13 protein-coding genes, 3 tRNA genes and 1 pseudogene are annotated in these 14416 nt (G+C 40.9%); 7 read left to right on the top strand and 10 right to left on the bottom strand.

All coding sequences use genetic code 11. The features are described from left to right. Positions 1–70: 70 nt before the first annotated feature. The 6 genes from clpX to L5M51_RS00115 form a co-directional block, all read right to left on the bottom strand. Positions 71–1351, bottom strand: a complete 1281-nt coding sequence (gene clpX / locus L5M51_RS00140; RefSeq protein ID WP_028760467.1) for an ATP-dependent protease ATP-binding subunit ClpX — start codon at positions 1349–1351, stop codon at positions 71–73. A gap of 84 nt (positions 1352–1435) precedes the next feature. Beyond that, the gene (gene clpP, locus L5M51_RS00135) at positions 1436–2044 is read right to left on the bottom strand and encodes an ATP-dependent Clp endopeptidase proteolytic subunit ClpP (protein WP_063883148.1); all 609 of its coding nucleotides are present in this window, start codon (positions 2042–2044) and stop codon (positions 1436–1438) included. 89 nt (positions 2045–2133) lie between these two features. Further along, the gene (tig, locus tag L5M51_RS00130) at positions 2134–3438 is read right to left on the bottom strand and encodes a trigger factor (RefSeq protein WP_263144414.1); all 1305 of its coding nucleotides are present in this window, start codon (positions 3436–3438) and stop codon (positions 2134–2136) included. Between the two features lie 261 nt (positions 3439–3699). Continuing rightward, positions 3700–3775, bottom strand: a tRNA-His gene (locus L5M51_RS00125). A 9-nt stretch (positions 3776–3784) separates the two neighbouring features. Then, positions 3785–3861, bottom strand: a tRNA-Arg gene (locus L5M51_RS00120). 117 nt (positions 3862–3978) lie between these two features. Next, a tRNA-Pro gene (locus tag L5M51_RS00115) sits at positions 3979–4055 on the bottom strand. A gap of 364 nt (positions 4056–4419) precedes the next feature. On the opposite strand from L5M51_RS00115, the gene folD reads away from it, so the two are divergent. Further along, a complete protein-coding gene (gene folD / locus L5M51_RS00110) occupies positions 4420–5274 on the top strand; it encodes a bifunctional methylenetetrahydrofolate dehydrogenase/methenyltetrahydrofolate cyclohydrolase FolD (protein WP_198572194.1) in 855 nt (284 codons plus the stop codon). Between the two features lie 197 nt (positions 5275–5471). Here folD and cysS read toward each other — a convergent pair whose 3' ends face one another. Then, the gene (gene cysS, locus L5M51_RS00105; RefSeq protein ID WP_105252936.1) at positions 5472–6851 is read right to left on the bottom strand and encodes a cysteine--tRNA ligase; all 1380 of its coding nucleotides are present in this window, start codon (positions 6849–6851) and stop codon (positions 5472–5474) included. Positions 6852–6991: 140 nt separating this feature from the next. On the opposite strand from cysS, the gene L5M51_RS00100 reads away from it, so the two are divergent. Beyond that, the gene (locus L5M51_RS00100; protein WP_198572192.1) at positions 6992–7486 is read left to right on the top strand and encodes a peptidylprolyl isomerase; all 495 of its coding nucleotides are present in this window, start codon (positions 6992–6994) and stop codon (positions 7484–7486) included. 8 nt (positions 7487–7494) lie between these two features. Continuing rightward, the gene (locus L5M51_RS00095) at positions 7495–8220 is read left to right on the top strand and encodes a UDP-2,3-diacylglucosamine diphosphatase (RefSeq protein ID WP_263138179.1); all 726 of its coding nucleotides are present in this window, start codon (positions 7495–7497) and stop codon (positions 8218–8220) included. 167 nt (positions 8221–8387) lie between these two features. On the opposite strand, the pseudogene miaE (L5M51_RS00090) reads toward L5M51_RS00095, so the two are convergent. The 3 genes and pseudogenes from miaE (L5M51_RS00090) to L5M51_RS00080 form a co-directional block, all read right to left on the bottom strand. Continuing rightward, a pseudogene (miaE, locus tag L5M51_RS00090) lies at positions 8388–9038 on the bottom strand (tRNA isopentenyl-2-thiomethyl-A-37 hydroxylase MiaE); the annotation flags it as partial. A gap of 63 nt (positions 9039–9101) precedes the next feature. Then, entirely contained in the window at positions 9102–9863 is a 762-nt protein-coding gene (miaE, locus tag L5M51_RS00085; RefSeq protein ID WP_107402168.1) for a tRNA isopentenyl-2-thiomethyl-A-37 hydroxylase MiaE, read from the bottom strand. Positions 9864–9973: 110 nt separating this feature from the next. Next, a complete protein-coding gene (locus L5M51_RS00080) occupies positions 9974–10957 on the bottom strand; it encodes a hypothetical protein (protein WP_263171049.1) in 984 nt (327 codons plus the stop codon). A gap of 907 nt (positions 10958–11864) precedes the next feature. Here L5M51_RS00080 and L5M51_RS00075 point away from each other — a divergent pair. From L5M51_RS00075 to L5M51_RS00060, 4 genes are all read left to right on the top strand, one after another. Beyond that, a complete protein-coding gene (locus tag L5M51_RS00075; RefSeq protein WP_263171048.1) occupies positions 11865–13577 on the top strand; it encodes a hypothetical protein in 1713 nt (570 codons plus the stop codon). Positions 13578–13642: 65 nt separating this feature from the next. Continuing rightward, complete coding sequence (locus tag L5M51_RS00070) at positions 13643–13810, top strand: hypothetical protein (protein WP_263171046.1); 168 nt, start codon at positions 13643–13645, stop codon at positions 13808–13810. Beyond that, positions 13800–14090 (top strand): hypothetical protein, encoded by a 291-nt coding sequence (locus tag L5M51_RS00065; RefSeq protein ID WP_263171044.1) that lies wholly within the window; start codon positions 13800–13802, stop codon positions 14088–14090. The genes L5M51_RS00070 and L5M51_RS00065 overlap by 11 nt, the downstream gene beginning before the upstream one ends. Next, positions 14071–14403, top strand: a complete 333-nt coding sequence (locus L5M51_RS00060; RefSeq protein ID WP_263171043.1) for a hypothetical protein — start codon at positions 14071–14073, stop codon at positions 14401–14403. The genes L5M51_RS00065 and L5M51_RS00060 overlap by 20 nt, the downstream gene beginning before the upstream one ends. Positions 14404–14416: the final 13 nt, after the last annotated feature.

Here is a 14416-nt window from a genome sequence, read left to right as displayed (position 1 = left end):
TTCAATGGCTAATACGAAAAAAGGAGTCCATTGGACTCCTTGTTTTTCAGTTTATTAGCGATCAGTACAATTATTGTTCGCCTGATGCCACTTGGGCCTCATTGTGCTCATAAATCAAGATTGGGGCAGATTCCCCTTTCACGACTGATTCATCCACAACGGCCTTCACCACACCGTCAACGGATGGGATATCGTACATAGTATCCAGCAGAATACTTTCAACGATGGAGCGTAGACCACGGGCACCTGTCTTGCGAGACATGGCTTTGTGAGCAATCGCTTTAAGCGCATCTTCGCGGAACTCAAGCTCAACCCCTTCCATCTCAAATAACGCACTGTATTGCTTAGTTAGGGCATTTTTAGGTTGAGATAGAATTTGTACTAAAGCTTCTTCATCCAGCTCAGTCAGAGTCGCAACCACTGGCAGACGACCAATAAACTCAGGGATTAAACCGTATTTGACTAAATCGCCAGGTTCTACTTGTGATAACGTTTCAGAGATCGTCGCTTTCTCTTTCTCGCCTTTCACCTGTGCACCAAAACCGATACCCGAGCCAACGTGCGCACGTTGCTCAATCACTTTCTCAAGCCCTGCAAACGCACCACCACAGATAAAGAGGATCTTAGAAGTATCGACTTGTAAGAATTCTTGCTGTGGATGCTTACGGCCACCTTGTGGTGGAACCGCGGCAACAGTACCTTCAATCAGCTTAAGCAGCGCTTGCTGTACACCCTCACCCGATACGTCACGGGTGATTGATGGATTGTCTGACTTACGACTAATTTTATCGATTTCATCGATATAAACGATACCACGCTGCGCCTTCTCAACATCGTAGTCGCACTTTTGCAGCAACTTTTGAATGATGTTTTCAACGTCTTCACCCACATAACCCGCTTCAGTCAGCGTAGTAGCATCTGCCATAGTGAAAGGCACATTGAGTGAGCGCGCAAGGGTTTCAGCCAGTAGGGTTTTACCGCTACCCGTTGGACCGATAAGCAAAATATTACTCTTACCCAGCTCGATACCATCTTTAGGCGATGCATTTTTTAAACGCTTATAGTGGTTATACACTGCCACAGAAAGCACTTTTTTCGCTCTGTCTTGGCCAATAACATAATCGTCTAAATGTGCACGCAACTCATGTGGTGTCGGTAATTTATCGCTATCACGCTTTGGAGAGATTTCTTTAATCTCTTCACGAATGATGTCGTTACATAACTCAACACATTCGTCGCATACATACACTGATGGGCCAGCAATGAGTTTTCTGACTTCATGCTGGCTCTTTCCGCAAAAAGAGCAGTACAGCAATTTACCGCTGTCACCATTATTTTTGTTGTCGCCCATTAATTACCTCATTTGCAGTCTGCTCTACTGCCTGTCTTAAATTTGCTTAACTTTTACAAAGCATAGCTCAGTCAAAAGCAAAAATCAGCCGCGTTTCGTCATCACAGAGTCAACTAAGCCATATTCGACGGCTTGAGTTGCACTCATGAAGTTGTCACGATCGGTATCGCGTTCAATCACTTCGAGCGGTTGACCTGTGTGTTCAGCGAGCATTAGGTTAAGCTTATTTTTAATGCCTAAGATTTCTTTGGCATGAATAGCAATATCTGATGCTTGACCTTGGAAACCACCCAGCGGTTGATGGATCATCACGCGAGAGTTTGGTAAACAGTGACGCTTACCCTTCTCACCACCAGCTAACAAGAAAGCGCCCATACTAGCGGCTTGGCCGATACAGACAGTGCTAACATTCGGTTTGATAAACTGCATGGTATCATAAATCGCCATGCCTGCGGTGACAGAGCCACCAGGAGAGTTAATGTATAAAAAGATATCTTTATCTGGGCTTTCTGATTCTAAGAATAATAGTTGCGCCACGATAAGGTTTGCCATGTGTTCTTCAACTTGACCTACCAAAAAGATAATCCGCTCTTTCAACAAACGAGAATAAATATCGTATGAGCGTTCACCCTTAGCAGTCTGTTCGATCACCATAGGCACTAAAGCACTTTGTATGTCTGACGCATTATGCATTATTCACTTCCCTAAATAAAAATGGCTCGCATGAGGAGCCTCATACGAGCCATTATAAATGGCGAACAGCTAATCAAGTCAAGCTTAGCTTATGCGCGACCGGTAGCCTTGTTCATAAATTCTTCAAAAGCGACTTGTTTTTCGGTCACTTTGGCAGATTTCAACAGTGCTTCAACCGCTTGCTCTTCTAAAGCAACGTTGCGCATGTTTTGCATCAGCTCTTTGTTGCTGTTGTAATAAGCAACCACTTCACTTGGATCTTCGTAGGCTGAAGCCATAGAAGCGATCAAGCCTTGTACGCGTTCATCTTCCGCTTTCAGTTCGTTAGTCTTGATGACTTCGCCTAATAGCAGACCGATTTTAACACGACGTGCAGCTTGTTCAGTGAACAATTCAGCTGGCAGTTCTGGCATGTTAGCCGATTGGCCACCAAAACGTTGCATGGCTTGTTGACGCAAAACGTTAACTTCGCCATCGATCAATGCTTTTGGCAAAGTGATATCGTTGTTAGCTAACAGACCATTGATCACTTGCTCTTTCACGTTAGCTTTTAACGCTTGCTCAAGTTCACGGTTCATGTTTTTACGGATTTCAGTTTTAAGGGCTTCTAAGCCACCTTCGCTGATACCAAACAGAGCAGCAAACTCATCGTTTACTTCTGGCAGGTTAGCCGCTTGCACTTCTGTCAGCGTAATCGCAAACTTAGCCGCTTTACCTTTCAGGTTTTCAGCGTGATATTCTTCAGGGAAGTTCACGTCGATAACAAATTCTTCGCCCGCTTTGTGACCTAAGATACCTGCTTCAAAACCAGGGATCATACGGCCGCTACCTAGTTGCAGTTCAAAATCATCAGCTTTGCCGCCTTCAAATTCTTCACCGTCAACTGAGCCAACAAAGTTCATTTTCACTTTGTCGCCATCAGCAGCTTCACGCTCAACAGCAGCGAAAGTCGCGTGTTGTTTACGTAAGGTTTCAATCATAGTGTCAACGTCAGAGTCAGTCACTTCAGCTTTTGGCTGTTCTACTTCGATTGCATCTAAGCCTTTCAGCTCAACTTCTGGATAGATTTCAAAGGTAGCGATAAATTCGAATTTTTCGCCATCAGTAGAACCAGGAACAAAAGTCGGTGCACCCGCTGGGTTTAACTTCTCAGCAATAATTGCTTCGATGAAGTTACGTTGCATCACTTCACCCATGATGTCTTGACGAATCGCTGCGCCGTAACGTTTGTTTATAACAGTAACAGGCACTTTACCAGGACGGAAACCTGGGATACGAGCACGCTTAGCTTCACGTTGTAAACTGTCTTTAACCAGCTTTTCAATTTGTTCAGCAGGAACAGAAATGGTCAGGCGACGCTCTAGGCCTTGGGTTGCTTCAACAGAAACTTGCATTGTTTTACCTCGAAATTTGTCTAACGTCCTTTGTAATAGCCGATTCATCAACTATTCAGGTATTCGTTTCTTGATCATTAAATTTGACTACAATGCCCACCACAACTGGCTTTAGGCACAGGTCGCTCATAGTTGATATCTATCAAGACGCGACATTATAGCCACCGTTTTCTGCAGAGTCGAGCCTCAACAGCCGAATCTGGGGTATAAAAAAAGCGACACAAGGTCGCTTTTTTTAATTTGTACTCAAAGTACTAAAAATGGGGTGACTGATGGGGCTCGAACCCACGACAACCGGAATCACAATCCGGGACTCTACCAACTGAGCTACAATCACCACTGAAACTGGTACGCCCGGCAGGATTCGAACCTGCGACCACCCGCTTAGAAGGCGGGTGCTCTATCCAACTGAGCTACGGGCGCATGGTTTACAGAATTTTCTGTATCCTAACCGATTTGGAAAGCATTTATGCTAACCCTATCACTCGCCTATTTGAGTCCAAATTATCTTTGAATTCATTGAAGCAAACGATAATAAAGTGGTCGGTGATAGAGGATTCGAACCTCTGACCCTCTGGTCCCAAACCAGATGCGCTACCGGACTGCGCTAATCACCGAAGGTCTTACATTTTACTTGGTATCAACTCAGAGGGTTTCCTCTGGTCCACTCTCATCCAAAATCTGGATGCACTATCGGACTGCGCTAATTACCTAAGGTCTTACATGACAGTTTCAGCGCAAGATGAACACATCTGCCTGAGAACGGAGCGCATCTTATCCCCTCACTTTACACCCGTCAACGATTTTTTTATCGTTCGACTCTAGGTGCTGAATTATCAGGCTAATCTGGTTTTTTTTATCCACTTGGCAACGGCTTTAACCATGACACAGTAGCTGTGCCCTGTTAAAATAGCCACGATTGCCAATCTCTGTGTTAACTACTGTTTTCACCATCGCCCATATAAAGGATATCCTACACCCATGACAGCCCAAATAATCGACGGCAAGGCGATTGCTCAATCCATCCGCACTAAGCTCAGCGAAAAAGTCACCGCCCGCAAAGAGGCTGGACAACGCGTACCGGGTTTAGCCGTAATATTAGTGGGAGCCGATCCGGCATCACAAGTTTATGTTGGCAGTAAACGTAAGGCTTGTGAAGAAGTTGGATTTCTTTCTCGTTCATACGATTTAGAAACAAACTGCACTGAAGATGAATTACTCAACCTGATTGATAGTCTTAATGATGATCCGACAATTGATGGCATCTTAGTGCAACTGCCATTACCCGCGCATATCGAAGACTCAAAAGTCATCGAGCGTATCCGCCCAGATAAAGACGTCGATGGATTTCACCCGTACAACGTCGGCCGTTTAGCCCAGCGTATTCCGGTGCTGCGCTCTTGTACCCCAATGGGCATAATGACACTCATCAAATCCACCGGCGTTGATACCTATGGTTTAGATGCTGTTGTGGTTGGCGCATCGAATATTGTCGGCCGCCCAATGACCTTAGAGTTGCTGCTTGCTGGCTGCACCACCACTACTTGCCACCGCTTCACTAAGAATCTCGAACAAAAAATCCGTCAGGCAGATCTCGTGGTCGTTGCAGTGGGTAAACCCGGCTTTATTCCTGGCGAGTGGATCAAGCCTGGCGCGATTGTAATAGATGTGGGTATTAACCGTTTAGATAACGGCACCTTAGTCGGCGATGTGCAATATGACATTGCTGCGCAAAATGCCAGCTTTATCACTCCAGTCCCCGGCGGTGTCGGCCCGATGACGATTGCAAGCCTATTAGAAAACACCTTATATGCCGCCGAGCAGTATCATGACTAGGTTCTAGGTTCTAGGTTCTAGGTTCTAGGTTCTAGGTTCTAGGTTCTAGGTTCTAGGTTCTAGGTTCTAGGTTCTAGGTTCTAGGTTCTAGGTTCTAGGTTCTAGGTTCTAGGTTCTAGCAAGCATAAAAAAACCTGCATGATGCAGGTTTTTTATTTACTGAAGATTTTCTTGAATTAAAAATATAGCGAATAAGCTTATTTCTTACGCCAAGTGGTGCCACTTGGACCATCTTCAAGCACAACGCCCAAAATATCTAAACGATTACGCGCCACATCCGCAGCAGCCCAATCCTTTTCGGTACGAGCACGGTTACGCTCAACGATTAAGGCTTCGATTTCAGCCACTTCATCGTCACTACCGCCACCTTGAAAGAAGGCCTCTGGCTCTTGGCTTAATAGACCTAACACATCCGCTAATTGCTTCAAGGTGACTGCTAACGCAGATGCCTGTGCCATATCGGTCAGTTTTAAACGATTGATCTCACGCACCATATCAAATAGCACTGAGTAGGCTTCAGGTGTATTAAAGTCATCATCCATCGCCGCTTTAAACTTAGCAATAAACTCTTCTGCAGGCGCCGCAACGACAGTTAAGTCGACATCTTTAATAGCGGTATACAAACGCTCTAAGGCTGAACGCGCTTGTTTCAAGTTATCTTCTGAATAGTTCAGTTGGCTACGATAATGACCAGATAATAAGAAATAACGCACAGTTTCAGCATCATAGTGACCAAGTACATCGCGAATTGTGAAGAAGTTGCCTAAGGACTTAGACATCTTTTCACGGTCAACCATCACCATGCCAGTGTGCATCCAATAGTTGACGTATGGCGTGTCATGGGCACAGCAAGACTGGGCGATTTCATTCTCATGATGTGGGAACTGTAAGTCAGAGCCGCCGCCATGAATATCAAAATGCAGACCTAAATGTTTGCTGTTCATGGCCGAACATTCGATATGCCAGCCAGGACGACCCGGTCCCCATGGGGATTCCCACGTTGGTTCGCCAGGTTTCGACATTTTCCACAACACAAAATCCATTGGATTTTGCTTGGTTTCGTCCACTTCAACCCGAGCACCGGCTTGCAGTTGATCTAAATTCTGGCCCGATAAACGGCCATAATCAGGATATGAGGCCACGCTGAAAAGCACATCACCATCGCTCGCCACATAGGCATGGCCACGGGCGAGTAATAACTCAACCATGTCGATGATTTCAGCAATATGAAGGGTCGCGCGCGGTTCAAAATCGGGACGCAACATATTTAAGGCATCGAAGTCTTGGTGCATTTCACCAATAAGACGCTCGGTTAAGGCTTCACAGCTTTCGTTATTCTCGTTAGCACGCTTGATGATTTTGTCATCAACATCGGTAATATTGCGCTGAAAATTCACTTCATAACCCGCGTAACGCAGGTAGCGCACTATCATGTCGAAAGAAACAAAAGTACGGCCATGACCAATATGACAGAGATCGTATATGGTCACACCACACACGTACATCCCAATTTTCCCGGGATTAATTGGCTTAAATTCCTGTTTTTGGCGGGTAATACTGTTGTAAATCTTCAACATCGATATTCTCTTCAATGATACATTCAGGTGTAAAATCAAGGAGTCAGTCTATCACGGCCTGACAGGTTTTGAATACTGCACTTTGCGCGCAATCCGAGATAAGTTAGAATCGCGCCACTATTTACACTGAGTATGAAAACATGATCACATTACACACTAATTTGGGCGACATTAAACTGCAACTGAACGCTGAAAAAGCACCGCTAACAGTAGCAAACTTCATGAAATATGTTGACGAAGGTTTCTTCGACGGCACTATCTTCCACCGTGTGATAGACGGTTTCATGATCCAAGGTGGTGGCTTCAACGAAGACATGAGCCAAAAGCGTTGTAACGAGCCAGTGAAGAACGAAGCCAATAACGGTTTATCAAACCGTACTGGTACTGTCGCTATGGCGCGTACTTCAGATCCACATTCAGCTACTGCGCAGTTCTTCATTAACGTGAACGACAACACTTTCCTCGATTTTAAATCAGAAACCTCACAGGGCTGGGGCTACTGCGTATTCGGCGAAATCGTTGAAGGCATGGACATTATCGAAAAAATCAAGGCCGTTAGCACTGGCAACCGTGGTATGCATCAAGATGTGCCATTAGAAGCCATTGTGATTGAAAAAGTCAGCGTCGCGGCATAATACGGCGAATGCGAACTCTATTTATAGGCGATCTGCACCTGAGTGCAGATCGCCTTGATATCACCCAAGCGTTCACTCACTTTCTCGACACTGAACTCGATGATGCTGACGCCCTTTATATCCTAGGCGATTTGTTTGAAGTCTGGGTTGGTGATGATATTGCCTTGCCTTTTGCCCTAGACATCGCCGAAAAACTCAAGCAAGTATCACAAAAGTTGCCCGTGTATTTTATCCATGGCAACCGTGACTTCATGCTAGGCAAACAATTTGCGCGCACCGCAGGCATGCAAATTTTACCCGAAGTCACTCGCCTCAATTTATACGGTGTCGACACTGTAATTTTGCACGGCGACAGCTTATGTACTTTAGATAAGGCCTACCAACGCTTTCGAAAACTACGCAGTTTATCGCTGTCTCGTTGGTTGTATGGTTGTTTATCCAAGAAAACCCGTCAGGGCATTGCTGATAAAATTCGCAGCAAGAGCAAGAACAGCAATAAGCAAAAGAGTTACACTATCATGGATGTAGAGCCCAATGCGGTCGATGTGTTATTTGCCAAGACACACACTAAGCATATGATCCACGGACATACCCACAGACCGGCCATTCATCAACTTGCCAATGGCTGTAAGCGTATAGTGGTTGGCGATTGGTATGAACAAGGCAGTGTGCTCAGTGTGAGCGCTGAAGGGATTAATTTACAGTCCTTACCCTTCGACCCGACGATGACCTAAAGGCATTGGCTTAAGTAAGCCTCATTTAGCGTTACTTAAGCTTAAATGGCTTAAATTTTTAGCTTTAATAGCTTGAAAATACTGTGATTAACGGTTTGTTAGAACCGTTAATCTTTTCAGCTGTATGAACTTAACTCTACTCGTTTGGGGAAGCAAAGCCGTTCAAATTAATTTAATAGAGGCGACCCACTGTGGAAACGAAACTCATCATCCTGCGCTAAAATCAACTCAGCTTCTAACTCGCCAAAGTACTTCACTCGCTCGCTAATATCCTCAGGTGAAACCAACTGAGCTAACGCAAGATAATCTTGATAATGTCGAGCTTCAGAACGCAGCAGTGACACATAAAACTTACTCAACTCACCATCTAAATAAGGCGCGAGTTTAGCGAAGCGCTCGCACGAGCGAGCCTCAATATATGCCCCTACAATCAACTTATCCCGCAAAATATCTTTCTCATGGGTTGTCACATGACTCATCATGCCCTTGGCATAACGCCCCGCGCGAATATTGCGGTAATCAATACTGCGCTTGTGCATTAAATCCAATACTTGTTCAAAATGATGAAACTCTTCTTTAATCAAGCGGATTAAAGGTGAAACTAAATTCGCAGCAAACTTAAAGTTGGGCTTAGGTATAAGGTCAGTTACCAACTCATTCTTTTTCACATCACGGGCTAAAAAACTTTCCACATCATGTTCTTGCGAATAAATAAACTCTTCATAGGGTTTAGCCCACGCCAACAGAGCTCGACCACTGTCTTTATCTAACGCATATTTTCGTAGCAAAAAAATCGCTGTCTGAGCGGCTTTTAACTCACTTTAAGCATAGGTGTGCATACATTAACAAGTGACTGATTAACAGGTAAATAATAATTAAATTTAATTTATTGGCTTCCCGCTATGAAATTTGAAGTCTTGGTCTGGTGACAGAATAAGCTCCGCTTCAATATCTGCAAAAAATGATACCCTTGCGCAAATATCTTTGTCTGAAATCATTTCAGCGAGGTCAAGATAATCCTGATAATGACGGGCTTCTGAACGTAATAGAGAAACATAAAACTTCCCTAGTTCTGCATCTAAATGTGGAGCAAGCTTAGCAAAACGTTCACATGATCGAGCTTCAATAAATGCCCCTATAATCAATTTATCCACTAATGCATCAGGTTCGAATGGCTTAACATGCTTAAGCAAGCCTTTAGCGTATCGACCTGCATCAATCAATTCGTATTGAATATCTTTTTGCTCCATTTGCTCAATCACTTGATAAAAGTGATGTAACTCTTCCTTTATAAGTAACATCATTCTATCAACTAATTCTTGCCCATAATCTGAATCCTCACGAACAGTTACCTGCTTGATTACATTATTTTTTACCCTAAGTGACTCAATCCCTCCAATTTTTTTATAAGCATAGTCAGCATATGGTCTAACCCAGTCAGATAAGCGAATAGCACTTTCTTTATCAACGGCATATTTTCTCATGAGAGTTACTGCACTCTGAGCTGCTTTTAACTCGCAAACTAGATGATCACGTAAAATCGTAGATAAATTTTCAGGTTTAATTGCCTCTGTAACCCACTCATCGGGTGTTTTACATTTCAAAAAAGAAAGGATTGGTTCTAATAGGGCTTGTTCATACATCGCGGACATCCATTAAATCAAAAATTTGCATGTACTGTATTGTATAAGAACTAGCATCGCTATTCGACAACCATCTTCTTTGTTCTATTTAGATACACTCAATCCAAATGCTAGTAAGCCTTTGTTATTGAACGAATTATTTTAATTTTCCCATCAATTTCACAGCTATGATCAATATGTTCAAAACTGTGGATCATACCTAGTTCCTGAAGCTCTTTCAGTCCTCGCTTAAACAACTTTATATTATTACGGTTGTAAGTTAACTCTGCCTTTTCATTACTGCAATTGACTACTTTTGAGCCTTTCTTACTTAGCTTCTCATCAAGGTCTTTCAACTCTTTATCAGTAAGCAACAATTCTTTACCAAAAGATTTCAAAATCGTAGCAACGCTGAGGGTAAACTCATTCACTGATGCTTTTTTATTGTTCGTTTTCCAATTGTTAGAAACGTAAGTTAAGTAAGCGAACCGTCCTGCTTGTGAGTTAATAGATAAAAAAGTTGTCAAACTAGACTTTTGCTTTTTAGCAAGTTGCGCAAGAACTTGTAATTTTGGCGATACATGTATGGTGCAATTATCACTCTGAGAGTCATAGTGAAAATCAGAAATGAGAGTCATTGCTCCCCAACTATCGTCATTTAGTCTATAGCTAATTTGGCATTTATTGAGCTTTAGAAGTACATCTCTAAGCTCATTCCTGAATGTCTGGCGCATCTTGACAGGTGTGTCGTTAACTTTATGCCTTGGCCAGCAGGCTTTGATGAGTTTAGATGCAGAAAAACTTAACTTACCGCTATGCTCACTAAAACTGTCAATTTGAGAAAATATGTAATGAAAAACAGGGTAATCTCGTAACAGATTCAACTGTGGACCACTAATTGTCATCGTTTCTAAGCCGTTAGAAAGGGAAACATCATGCTCAACATCTTGATATCTCCTTTCATCATCACTATAGCCAATCCCAATTTGATCCTTTTTCTTTCTACTTTCGGGTAAGAAAAGCGGTGTCTCCAAAAATAGCTGCGGGATCTCAAACTCACCAGCGTCAATATTCACATAGTATTCTTTGCCATTTCTAGTTCTAATTTTTTGCATATTTTCCTCGCTAACGTGCTCATATTTATACTGTCGCATAAAAAAATAATGTTTCAATAGCCCCTTGAACTTTTTTTCAGGAAGGCGTTTAAGAGAATACAAAAGGCGTTTAAGAGAACGGAATAGGCGTTTAAGAGAATATTTTGGGCGTTTAAGAAAACACAAAAGGCGTTTAGCAGAACATACACAGAAATGCAAGCAATTGATTTAAAACTAAAAAATAGTTGAAAACCATGCCTGATAAGTTATGAAAAAACACATATAAGTTATAAAAATAATAAAATATAAAATCATCGCCCTGAATTTTTAAAATGTTAGATCAATTTATTTAATTAATAGTAACGAGAAACAATAAACATTAACCATATCTAATACAATAAGAGCAAAAGCCTTATCTGTGGTAAAAGCAAAAGCACTTTAAAAGCTCAACATTAAAACATCTCTGATTTATATTCATGAGAGCTGATGGTACACAATAAAAATAATTCCATCATTTCACCATTTCACCATTTCACCAAATAGTTTTATCAATCCATCATTAACATTTTTTAACAAAAAAATATATCAATTATGAATTTTTCACTTTGCGCCTTTGTTATACCAAGTAAACACATTTTTATTTTAAACACATTCTTCAACTAAGCTAAAAAAGTTTACAAACAATAAATAAACCAATACCTAATGACTTTATTCCAAAATTCATTTCTCACTCTTTTAATCTATCGGACTTATGTTACAACTTAAGTAAGCAATGATTAGAGATTAACAAAGGAAACCCGATATAACTACTTCTCTCAAAACAAGTTTTCGATTATACGCACAAGTTTGTATAAGTAGTTTCGGTTTACTTTCACAAAAGTAACAAAGGTTGCTCTGATTGATATTTGCCAATTAAGTAGGAGTAATAATGAAAAATGACAGTGAGAAAAAAACTAAAAATGAGGTAGATTATGAACGTGGTATACGTGAAATTGCCAAACTTAAATCACGAGCCTCAATAAAAGCGGCAGAAGACCAACAAGTAAAACTTCTAGCAGAAAAAGAGCAATTAGAGTTTGATAAACTTATCAAACATGCAGCAAGTAGGTCTGCATCAACATCCAAATCAAAGAATAGAGTTCTCAACAACTTCGCTTATCGCAAAGATCTCGCTAAGATTTTTAGACATAACAACCAGACAAATGGGATACATTACAAACGAAATATCACCGTGCGCTACTCAAGTATGAATTATAACCATAGAAACAACGGGGAACTGAGCTTAAATGCCCTTAATACTTCATTGACACACAGTGCTCGCAAAGAAAAAAATCGTTGTGAAGAATGGCTAGATAATCAATCACATAAAAACATCTACTATGCAGATGGTATTTACTTAACTCATCAGGATTTTGTAAAAAACAGAGAGCAATATTTATCATTTTTTGACGAAGTTAAGCTGATATCTAACAACAAGTCTGATGATAAACACAAAAAGGAATTAGCTAAGTATTCACGCTATCGAAGCAGTTATTTTTGTAAATTGAAAAAGCTATTACCAGCAAGCCATCATAATCATGCTAAGTTTGTTGAGCAGATATCCAAGCTTGAATTACATCAGAATAAATCTTTAGATCTCGGTGAAAAAGCACATAGTGCTTCTGTTTCTAAATTGAAAGCTTACCTTTTGAGGCAATACGAACTACTAGGATTAAGCCAAAAACATCAAGAAAACAAGCTAAGAGTATTTGACAATTACCTATCTCATCGACAAAAGCACCAAGCGTTGCTTGAATCAAGAGAATGCCGAACAGTAAAGAATATCAATTCCACTACTATCTCAGAACAAGTATTCAAGATCCCTCATCGACACGGAGAGTTTAAGGAAATTGGTAAGAAAGAGATGCTTGAAGCTTGTGTTAGCTTTTTTGAAAACAACTTTGATGGTGCGAAGATTGAGCTAGCAGCGTTGCACGCTGATGAAGGGATGAGTGATGATCTGGAAACTGGTCTAAACGCCCATGTATTTATATCGCCAAACGCTAATACTCCTTGGTCGCAACAGTACATCTCTTTTGCTCAACAACAGGCTAAAGCCCATTACTCTGATCAATTTCCAGAGTTGTTGTCCATAGAACCGTCTAAAAAATTACCGCCACAAATATTAGTAGCTTGCGGCCAGATCCTCCAGCTCATGTTCATACAACATTTACAAACACAAGTCTTTGACTTACATGGCATAGGCATCAGGTTTCTTGAGGGAAGTGAGCGAAAAGAGTTCAAAAATATTGTTGGTATGATCGAAGAGAACTTGCCCATACACATGCGTACCCAATCTCGATTTAACATGCTACAAGACAAATCAAATGAACTATCGCAAAGCATAGCCCTTCTATCTGAACAGCTTGATGCAATCAATAATGCTACAGAAGAAAAACAGAAGAAGATGCTCGAAGCGATAGATATTTGGCAACTCCATCCAAGTCAAGAAACAGCCTCTCTGACTCTATTTCAGCTTGAGATGATAAATGAACTCCCTGAAGGCGTAAAAACGGCTCTATTAGATGAAATAAAGTCATTTGAGCAGAAAAATAACATCGATTCAAATGCAAAAATATCGAACAGAATCGGAAAACCATAATTTTCATTACGCTATTGCATAAATGATTTTTTGTGTAACGATGATATAAAAGAGGACAGAATAAAATGAATAAAAATAATATAAATAATATAAAAAAGGCTCTAACTTGTTTATCTAATGCTTATGAGCTTAGTACTAATCAGAAGATTATTTTAGGCTTAGATCCTGAATTAAACATGCTATCAAAAGTCATCAAGAAAAATTTATTTAAGAGAATAAATAATGAGAATTAAACATGAAAATCCAACCACTGATATCCATTTTATTGAAAACGGGATCTTCCATCTTGCTCAGATAGAAGGCCTAATAGAAAAGCCATCTGTGATCATGATGATTCAGCGATTAGAAAAGCTCATAAGCACTGATGATAACTCTGATTCATCTGAAATAAGTAGTTTACTTGAATATCCTCATTCAGAAGAAGTTGAACGAAATCTAGCTTTATTAAAGTTAGAAAACCGTAGCAAAAGCTCTAGCTCAGGAGGTAGTTACAGTGGCAAACCTAAACGTTAGTTTTCAGCGAAGCATTAATTTAATTGAAAGACACTATAAGAGCCATTCAAAGAAGATAAATGAACGAGGCAAAGAGCAAACCTTTAGTCTTGAGTATTTCATTCATTTTTATAAGATATTACTGATTGAAGAGATTAGGCTAATTTTTGATATGGATGTTGATGAGTTTTCCTCACTCACTCAGACAGGAAAATTCCAATCTGAGATCATCAACCTGCTAGATAAAGTGATAATGCTTTTAGCAAATAAAGCTCTAGATGCGAGACTTTACCCTCCTTTACGCACTTATCATAAACCAAAATTAGATCTATAATGGACATTGAAAA

Origin of the sequence: Shewanella sp. SM73, assembly GCF_025653795.1 — a bacterium.
Taxonomy (GTDB): Bacteria; Pseudomonadota; Gammaproteobacteria; order Enterobacterales; family Shewanellaceae; genus Shewanella; species Shewanella oncorhynchi.
This window is presented reverse-complemented; position numbering and strand designations above follow the sequence as displayed.